This window comes from Paraburkholderia eburnea, from assembly GCF_002917095.1.
Classification (GTDB): Bacteria; Pseudomonadota; Gammaproteobacteria; order Burkholderiales; family Burkholderiaceae; genus Paraburkholderia; species Paraburkholderia eburnea.
The window spans coordinates 1-8430 of the sequence record NZ_PQGA01000044.1; the positions used below are offsets into that span (position 1 = coordinate 1).

Annotated in this window: 8 protein-coding genes and 1 pseudogene; 6 read left to right on the forward strand and 3 right to left on the reverse strand. The window is 61.5% G+C overall.

Features of this window, described 5'->3' with window-relative positions:
- Both B0G62_RS30845 and phbB read left to right on the forward strand, forming a co-directional pair.
- Nucleotides 1–147: pseudogene (locus B0G62_RS30845) on the forward strand (acetyl-CoA C-acetyltransferase); the annotation flags it as partial.
- Nucleotides 148–384: 237 nt separating this feature from the next.
- A complete protein-coding gene (gene phbB / locus B0G62_RS30850; RefSeq protein ID WP_103707956.1) occupies nucleotides 385–1128 on the forward strand; it encodes an acetoacetyl-CoA reductase in 744 nt (247 codons plus the stop codon).
- Between the two features lie 98 nt (nucleotides 1129–1226).
- Here phbB and B0G62_RS30855 read toward each other — a convergent pair whose 3' ends face one another.
- The gene (locus tag B0G62_RS30855; protein WP_208624263.1) at nucleotides 1227–2468 is read right to left on the reverse strand and encodes an MFS transporter; all 1242 of its coding nucleotides are present in this window, start codon (nucleotides 2466–2468) and stop codon (nucleotides 1227–1229) included.
- An 850-nt stretch (nucleotides 2469–3318) separates the two neighbouring features.
- Here B0G62_RS30855 and B0G62_RS32560 point away from each other — a divergent pair.
- From B0G62_RS32560 to B0G62_RS30870, 3 genes are all read left to right on the forward strand, one after another.
- Nucleotides 3319–3888, forward strand: a complete 570-nt coding sequence (locus B0G62_RS32560; RefSeq protein ID WP_103707958.1) for an H-NS histone family protein — start codon at nucleotides 3319–3321, stop codon at nucleotides 3886–3888.
- A 207-nt stretch (nucleotides 3889–4095) separates the two neighbouring features.
- Complete coding sequence (locus B0G62_RS30865) at nucleotides 4096–5229, forward strand: extracellular catalytic domain type 1 short-chain-length polyhydroxyalkanoate depolymerase (RefSeq protein ID WP_103707959.1); 1134 nt, start codon at nucleotides 4096–4098, stop codon at nucleotides 5227–5229.
- A gap of 153 nt (nucleotides 5230–5382) precedes the next feature.
- Nucleotides 5383–6333 (forward strand): VOC family protein, encoded by a 951-nt coding sequence (locus B0G62_RS30870; protein WP_181315677.1) that lies wholly within the window; start codon nucleotides 5383–5385, stop codon nucleotides 6331–6333.
- Between the two features lie 43 nt (nucleotides 6334–6376).
- On the opposite strand, the gene B0G62_RS30875 is transcribed toward B0G62_RS30870, so the two are convergent.
- Both B0G62_RS30875 and B0G62_RS30880 read right to left on the reverse strand, forming a co-directional pair.
- Entirely contained in the window at nucleotides 6377–7450 is a 1074-nt protein-coding gene (locus B0G62_RS30875) for an MBL fold metallo-hydrolase (RefSeq protein WP_103707960.1), read from the reverse strand.
- Nucleotides 7451–7469: 19 nt separating this feature from the next.
- On the reverse strand, nucleotides 7470–8126 hold the full coding sequence (locus B0G62_RS30880; RefSeq protein ID WP_103707961.1) for a peroxiredoxin: 657 nt from the start codon (nucleotides 8124–8126) through the stop codon (nucleotides 7470–7472).
- Between B0G62_RS30880 and B0G62_RS32005 the strand changes: the two genes are divergently transcribed.
- A partial coding sequence (locus tag B0G62_RS32005; RefSeq protein WP_208624264.1) for a hypothetical protein occupies nucleotides 8125–8430 on the forward strand: 306 nt, incomplete at its 3' end. The genes B0G62_RS30880 and B0G62_RS32005 overlap by 2 nt on opposite strands.

Below are 8430 nucleotides of genomic sequence, written 5' to 3' on the forward strand. Positions count from 1 at the left end.
GCGATCGGTCACCCGATCGGCGCATCGGGCTGCCGGATTCTGGTGACGCTGCTGCATGAGATGCAGCGCCGCGACGCGAAGCGCGGCCTGGCGTCACTGTGTATCGGCGGCGGCATGGGCGTGGCGCTCGCGCTGGAACGCGCCTGATGCTTGTGCAGGCAACGAGTCAAGTCCGCCGGGGCTTTTAACCGGCGGACAAATGCAGCAGATTCAGAAGGCGATTTAGCAGAAAGTTCGCGCATACTTTGATGCAAACTAGAAAATCGCGCGATCCATGCCGGGCAGTCTTCGTAGCGATGCGAAGATTCCGGCCCTTGTAAGACGCGGCGCCTTTTAACAGGCGTTGCGAGAAACATTCATTATCTTCTCTCGCGGATATACAGGATGACTAATCGTATTGCATTGGTAACGGGTGGTATGGGCGGCCTTGGCGAGGCCATCAGCGTACGTTTGCACGATGCCGGTTACAAGGTCGTGGTGACGCACTCGCCAGATAACGCAGGGGCAAAGGACTGGCTGGCGCGTATGCAGGAAACGGGCCGCGATTTTCACGCGTATTCGGTTGACGTGGCCGACTACGATTCGTGCCAGCGCGGCGCGCAGAAAATTCAGAGCGAAGTTGGCGGGATCGATATTCTGGTCAATAACGCGGGCATTACGCGCGACATGACGTTCCGCAAGCTCGACAAGGTTAACTGGGACGCCGTGCTGCGCACGAATCTCGATTCGATTTTCAATATTTGCAAGCCGCTGTGCGATGGCATGGTGGAGCGCTCGTGGGGGCGCATCATCAATATCTCGTCGGTGAACGGCTCGAAGGGTTCGGTCGGTCAGACCAACTATGCTGCGGCGAAGGCGGGCATGCACGGTTTCACGAAGTCGCTGGCGCTTGAGGTAGCGCGCAAGGGCGTGACCGTCAACACGATCTCGCCGGGTTATCTGGCGACCAAAATGGTCACTGCGATTCCGCAGGACATTCTCGATTCGAAAATCCTGCCGCAGATCCCGATGGGCCGTCTCGGCAATCCCGATGAAGTGGCCGCGCTCGTGCTGTTCCTGTGCTCGGATAGCGCCGGTTTCGTGACGGGGGCGAATATCCCCATCAACGGCGGCCAGCACATGCAGTAACCGCAATATTGCGGTCGGGCCGCGCAGCGCGGCGACGCGACAACCATCGATTCATTCGCGCCGGCACTTTCAAGTGCCGGCTTTTTTTGCGCCGGGTTTTACGCCGCCTGCCTGGCCTTCCTGCGGTCGAGCGAGAACGACACCATCAGCACGACAATGCCGAGCGCGGCGAGAATCGCGCCGACCCAGCCCGTTGCGAGCCAGCCGAAACCGGCGGCGATCACGATGCCGCCCAGCCACGCGCCCAGCGCGTTGGCGATATTGAACGCGCTGTGATTGAGTGCCGCTGCGAGCGATTGCGCGTCGCCTGCCACATCCATCAAACGCGACTGGAATGCCGGCGTGCAGGCGGAGCCGAAGCCAACGCAGAACAACACCGGCAGCATCAGCCACAGATGCGGCGCGGCGACGACGAACACCAGCAGCACCACCGCCGTGAATGCGTACATGCCGAGCATGGTGCGCTTGAGCCAGCGATCCGCGAACCAGCCGCAGGCCATATTGCCGAGGATCATGCCCAGACCGATTAGCGCGAGTGCCCAGGGCACGTGATAGCTCGGCAGATGCGTGACCTGGGTGAGCGTGGACGCCACATAGCTGTAAACGGAAAAAATCCCGCCGAAACCCACCGCCGAGGCGAGCAGCGTGAGCAGCACCTGCGGACGGCCTAGCGCCCCTAGTTCGGTGAGCGGACTGGCCTTGCTCGACATCGGCAAAGTCGGCACTGAATACGCGATCATGCCCGCCGTGACGAGCGCGATGACCGCGACCGATGCGAAGCAGGCCTGCCAGCCCAGCGCCTGGCCGAGCCAGGTGGCGGCGGGCACGCCGATCACGTTCGCCACGCTCAGGCCCAGCATGACCTTGCCGATCGCCGCGCCGCGTTTATGCGGCGGTACGAGCGCCGCCGCCGCGAGTGCGGCGAGGCCGAAGTACGCGCCGTGCGGTAGGCCGGCAATAAACCGGCTCGCGAACGCGAAACCATAGCTGTGGAAAATGGCCGTCGCGCCATTGCCGATCGCATAGAGCAGCATCAAAACGATCAGCAGCGCGCGGCGCGGCATTCTCGCGAGCAGCACGGTGATGAGCGGCGCGCCGACCACGACGCCCGCCGCATAGGCGCTGATCATATGGCCCGCCTCGGGAATCGTGACGTGCAGATCGCCGGCCATTTCCGGGAGAATTCCCATGGCGGCGAATTCAGCCGTGCCGATCGCAAAACCGCCGAGCGCAAGCGAGAGTTCGGCGAGACCGAGTCCGTGCGGCGGCTCGATAGGCGGCGACATGCCGAAGGTTTCGGCAGCCTGGGCGCGTAGGGGAGTTTCTACAGGTGCATTCATCGGTTGTGTCTAAAGCGTGGTCTGACGCAGTCTAAAAGCGTGGGGCGGAACTGATGTGATGGAATGTGATCGATAACACATTGGGTGCAGGCGCAAACCGGGCCTTCATTTCTCCAATCAGCGACTTCGGAATGAACGGGAGTGCCGTTCAGGACGGTTTGCACGCACGCCGCAATGGCGTCGCATGGTGCGAACGGAAGCGACGAAAAGTGACGCGCAAGGCCTTTACCGCATGCATCGCATGCAAGGATCGGTCGGGCCTTGCAGGGTGAAAAAACAACAACGGTCAGTGAAATCGAAAATCGATCGAAAAGCGGAGGTCGCTCGGCAACGCCATCCGCAAAGCGCATTTTAGATCATCCGATGTATCCGCGCTGAGCGGACAACGTTTGCCGGCACATTGAGTCCCATGCTGGAACCTGTTTGTCGGCGCTCGCCCATTCCGCTTTTGCCAGACAACTGACTTTTAGCTGTATTGCCAAAAATTGCGCGTGCGTGGCGAGGCGTGACCTTGTGCATGAGTCTTGTAGATCGGCGCGGCCGCCCAGTGAGTTTCATTTTTTCAAACTCTGTATCTTGAAGTTCGAAAGCATTTCGCCCACACTGAATTGGGTCTTTTGCGAGAGCGAGAGTAACCGGTTGAAAGGGATTGGAAAAATTTCCTGGTCATTTAGGCGTTATTGGGCCTGCGAATTGCTGAATGTCATCCAATGAGTTTGCACCTACGGGCTCTTTACCGCCATAATCCGGTTGCCACGATGGCAATTGCCGATATGGACCAGGCCAAACTTCGCCATGCAAACGAAGTTTCACAAGTGTCTGGAGACGAAATCCGATAAGGGAGGTGAGTATGGTGACTTTGGACGCGATCAACCTGAAGATCGCAAAGCTGCAAAAACAGGCGGAAACGCTTTCTCAAAAGCAGGCGTCGGTCGGCCTCGCGAAGATTCGCGACCTGATGCACAAGCATGGTTTGAGCGTGGCGGATATCGAAACGTTTGTCGGCAAGAAGCGTGGCCGCAAGCCGGGCGCGAACGCGGCAAATGGCTCGGCAAAAGCGTCGGGCGCCGCGGTGCATCACATTGCGCCGAAATATGCGGACCCGAAAACGGGTGCGACGTGGACTGGCCGTGGTCGTGCGCCGCTGTGGATCCGTGATGTGAAGGACCGCTCGAAATTCCTGATCGATGGCGCGAATGCAGCCGCACCGAAGGCTGCCGGCAAGACCGTCGGAGCGAAGCGTGGCCCGAAGCCGGGGACCACGCGCGCGACGGCTAAAAAGGCCGCCGCCGTGAAAAAGACGGACGTGACGCCGCGCGGCCGCAAGGCTGCTGCCGCTCCCGCCAAAAAGACGCGCGCGCCGCGCAAGCCGCGCGCTGTCGCGGTGGAAGCCGCAGCCGCTCCAGCCGCAGCAGCCTGAATGGCATCAAGGCCGGCCGCCGGAATGGCGTAGCCGGTCTTTGCCATGGAATGCGCGAGCCGGCGAAATACCGGCGCGCGCATTCCGCCTGATTGGGTTTACCGTACTCCAGTATTGGCTGAATTCCCCGGGCGTTGATTGCCGGCGTCCGGGCTCTTTGCGGCTCTTTGTTTTTCGCCGCGCCGCTTCGCTGTCACCGGCCACGCCATGTCCAGGAAAAAATCCAACGTTTGGCTTCGAGGTTTGGACCTGCTCGCAAGCGTCATGGCGCCGCCGAAGAAAAAGGCTACGCGGCGTAAAATCGCAGCCGTCAAAATCTCCACGAATGCTACCGTCAAGCGCGCAAAACGCGCCGCGGCCGTTTCTCCGACATCCCTTGCGCCAAAAAGCGCAACGCCAGAATCTCGTTCAAAAGCGTCACGTTCAAAAGCACCGGGAAAGGTATTACCTGGGCGCTGGCTTCGCTCGTTTCATTCCGCTGCGCCCACAGCCGGGCGGCTCGTCAATCACCTCGCTTACGCGCTGTATTTGCCCGCATCGAGTGCGTCCACTGTTGGTTTGCCGCTCGTCGTCATGCTGCACGGCTGCAAGCAGACCGCCGAATCGCTCGCGCGCGGCACACGTATTTGCCAGCGCGCCGAGCGCGCCGGCTTCGCGGTTCTGCTGCCGGAGCAGGCGAAAACCGCCCACGCGCAGGGCTGCTGGCATTGGCACGACGATCCCGACAATACAGAAGCGCCAGCGGTCGCCTCGCTGGTCGAAGCCATGGTCGGAGAATATGGCTTCGACGCGCAGCGTGTTTATCTCGCGGGTATTTCGGCGGGCGCGGGTCTTGCGTCGGCGCTCGCTATTGCCGATCCGCGATTGTTTGCGGCCATCGGGCTGCATTCGGGGCCGGTGTTCGGCGCGGCGACGTCCACCATGACGGCGATGAGCGTGATGCGGCGCGGCACGCGCGAAAACCCGGTGCATCTGATCGATGCGCGCGTGAACGTGAGCCACTACCCCGGTATGCCGACCGTGATCGTGCACGGCGAACTCGATGCGGTCGTGGCAAAGCGCAACGCGGAGCAATTGACGCTTGAATTCGCGCGCCTGAACCGGCTGGTCGATGAGCAAGGCGAATTACGCGTGGGCGAGCAGCGGTTTTATAGCCGCGATGGCGCGGACTATACCGATTATGTGAAGGGCGGCCGCAACGTGGTGCGGCTGTGTGTCGTGCGCGGACTCGGTCATGCGTGGAGCGGCGGTGATCCGAGTGAGCCATTTCATTCGGCGCGCGGCCCTGACGCGACAGCGCTCCTATGGAATTTCTTCCGGCGCCAGCGCCGAATTACATAAACGCAGCGCCGGAATTAAAAGCTCACAGCCGTGCACTCGCGGGGTTCCCACATATGTGCCTGCGCAATCCCTAGCCGATGCGCGAGGACGACCCGCTCCGCGAATGAGCGCGCCGTTCGGCAAATCCTTACTCTTCTTTATCAGGAGCTGCACATGTCTCTCTTCGGCCTGAACCGTCCCTTGCGCGCCGTGACGGCCGCTTCATGCGTCGCCTCGGTGGTTTTTGGCCTTGCCTTCGGTGCAGCCACCGCCTTCGCGGACGATGCTCAATATCCCACGACGACCGCGCAGACGCCCGCGGTGGCAGTGGGCCCGCAATACGACACGACGCACGTATACGTGGCAAGCGCCGACCTCGACGCCTTCGTCAGCAGCTTCCTTGCTACCTTCGGCGGCAAGGCTTCGCCGCGGGCGGTCTTCACGGTCACGCCGACACCGAGTAAAACCGCTTCGCAGTACGTGCAAACGCCGGTGGGCATGCTTTCGGTGTTCGCCTTCGAAACGCCCGTGCCGTACCCCTTCGGCAACGAGCGCACCGGCTATCTCGTGACCGATATCGACAAGGCCGTGCACGCCGCGCGCGCGGCGGGCGCGGACGTGATCGTCGAGCCGTTCGACGATCCGATCGGCAAGGACGCGATCATCCAGTGGCCGGGCGGCCTCACGATGCAGCTTTACTGGCACACCAAAGCACCGTCGTATGCGCCGCTCGAACTTGTGCCGGACAACCGCGTTTATGTGTCGAAGTACGAAGCATCGAACTTCATTCGCCGTTTTGTGCACTTCTCGCACGGCAAGGTCGTGTCCGATAACCGTCATGCGGACGGCGCGGAAATCGGCAAGAACGGCGAAACGATTCGCCGCGTGCGTATCGAATCGGGCTTCGGCAACATGCTCGTGTTTGTGACCGACGGCAAGCTGCCTTATCCGTATGGTCGCGAAACGACAGGCTACCGCGTCGCCGATCTGGACGCGACGCTCCAGAAGGCACAGGCCGCCGGCGTGCAGGTGCTCGTCGCGCCCGCACAGAACACGCAAGGCCGCACGGCCATGGTCGAATTCCCGGGCGGCTACGTCGCGGAGCTTCACCAACTGGCGAAGTAAGTGGCGAGGTGAGTGGCGAGCTAAGTGAACTGGCCAGGCGCGGCTATCCCGCCGTATCCGACGCTACCGGCAACCCCTCCGCCCGCCACCGCAGCATGCCGCCCGCAAGATTCGCGACCTGCGCAAAACCGGCCTTGCCGAGCAGAACGCTCGCTTGCGCCGATCGCACGCCAGAACGGCACACGGCCACAACAGGCCGCTCGCGATCGAGTTCGTCGATTCGCGCCATCAACTGCGAAAGGGGCACGAGCTTCGCGTCGGGTAAATGCCCGAGGCAATCGATGAACTCCGGCGCTTCGCGCACATCGACGATCTGCCATTCGTGCCCGTGCTCCAGCAGCGCCATCGGTTCGATTTCCCACACGCCGCTAAAGCGCAGTGTGAGCGGCGCCCATTCGGGCGTCTCATGCGCGGGGGCTTCGCCGTCCGGCTTGCCGCAGCGCAGATTGGCGGGCACGGCCACGGCCATCAGCTTCGGATGCGGCAGGTTCAGATTGTTCATATAACCCACGAAATCGCCGATATCGACATCGCCACCCAGGCGCGGATTGAAGCGCCGCTCCTCGGCTACGCTCGTGACCGTGATGCCGCGATAATCGTGCGCCGGATAGAGCAGGCAATCGTCGGGCAAGCTGAGGATCTGCTCGCGCGCGGAGGCAAACAGTTGCTCCGGACTGCCGCCCTGAAAGTCGGTGCGGCCACACCCGCGTATCAGCAGACTGTCGCCCGTGAAGGCCATGCTGCGATCGTCCAGCACATAGGTGAGGCAGCCGCTGGTGTGCCCTGGTGTTGCGCGCACGTCGAGATGCCGCTTACCGAACGTCACGCGATCGCCATGCCGCAGCGCGCGATTGACGCCTTCGGCGCCCACGACGGCGGCGAGCGCGATCTCACAGCCGCTGCGCTCGCGCAGCCGCCATGCGCCGGTGACATGGTCGGCGTGGACGTGGGTGTCGAGCGTCGCCACCAGCTTTAGCCCCAATTCCTGCACGAGCGAGAGGTCGCGCGGCACCTGCTCGTAGACCGGATCGATCAGCAGCGCCTCGCCGCTGGCTGCGTCGCCCAGCAGATACGTATAGGTCGACGAGGCAGGGTCGAAAAGCTGGCGAAAAATCATCGCGGGCCGCTCTACAGCGTCAGCCAGGCTGACGGGTCGTGCGCAGATACGGCTTGATGGTCTTGAAGCCGGGGAAGGACTTTTCGGCTTCTTCGTTGCTTACGGCGGGCGTGATGATGACGTCGTCGCCTTGTTTCCAGTTAACCGGCGTGGCGACCTTGTATTGCGCCGTTAATTGCATCGAATCGAGCACGCGCAGGATTTCGTCGAAATTGCGCCCCGTGGTCATCGGGTAGGTGAGCATCAGCTTGATTTTCTTGTCGGGGCCGATGATGAAAACCGAACGCACCGTGGCATTGGTTGCTGCGGTGCGTCCTTCGCTGGTTTCGCCGGCGTCGGCGGGCAGCATGTTGTAGAGCTTGGCGACGGCCAGATCGGTGTCGCCGATCATCGGATATTTGACGGCTGAGCCTTGGGTTTCCTCGATGTCGGCGGCCCATTTTTCATGGTCTTCGACTGGGTCGACGGACAGGCCGATCAGTTTGGCGTTGCGCCGCGTGAATTCCGGTTCGATCTTTGCCATGTAGCCGAGTTCTGTGGTGCAAACCGGCGTGAAATCCTTCGGGTGCGAGAAGAGAATCGCCCATTGATCGCCGATCCAGGTGTGGAAGTCGATAGTGCCTTGCGTCGTGCGCGCTTCGAAGTTCGGCGCGATGTCATTGATACGAAGTGACATGGTGGCTTCATCCTTGTTAAAGGGGGCGGGGAGGCCTGAATCGGCCCGTTATCAAGTATGGCGCACAATGGTGGAAGGTGTTGGTGAAATGTGTTTGCGGAGTCGTGCCCTGTTAAAGTTAGGCTGCTTTTTACGTTCGCAATCTTTTGATTTTTTTTGCTGGATTTGGTGGGGGTTTTGGCGTTTCCTTGTTTTCGTGTCGGTCTGCGAGCGTTGCCCCTGTGCGGGGCGGCACCTACTTTTCTTTGCAGCGGCAAAGAAAAGTAGGCAAAAGAAAGCCGCTCACACCGCCAGTGTGACGCCG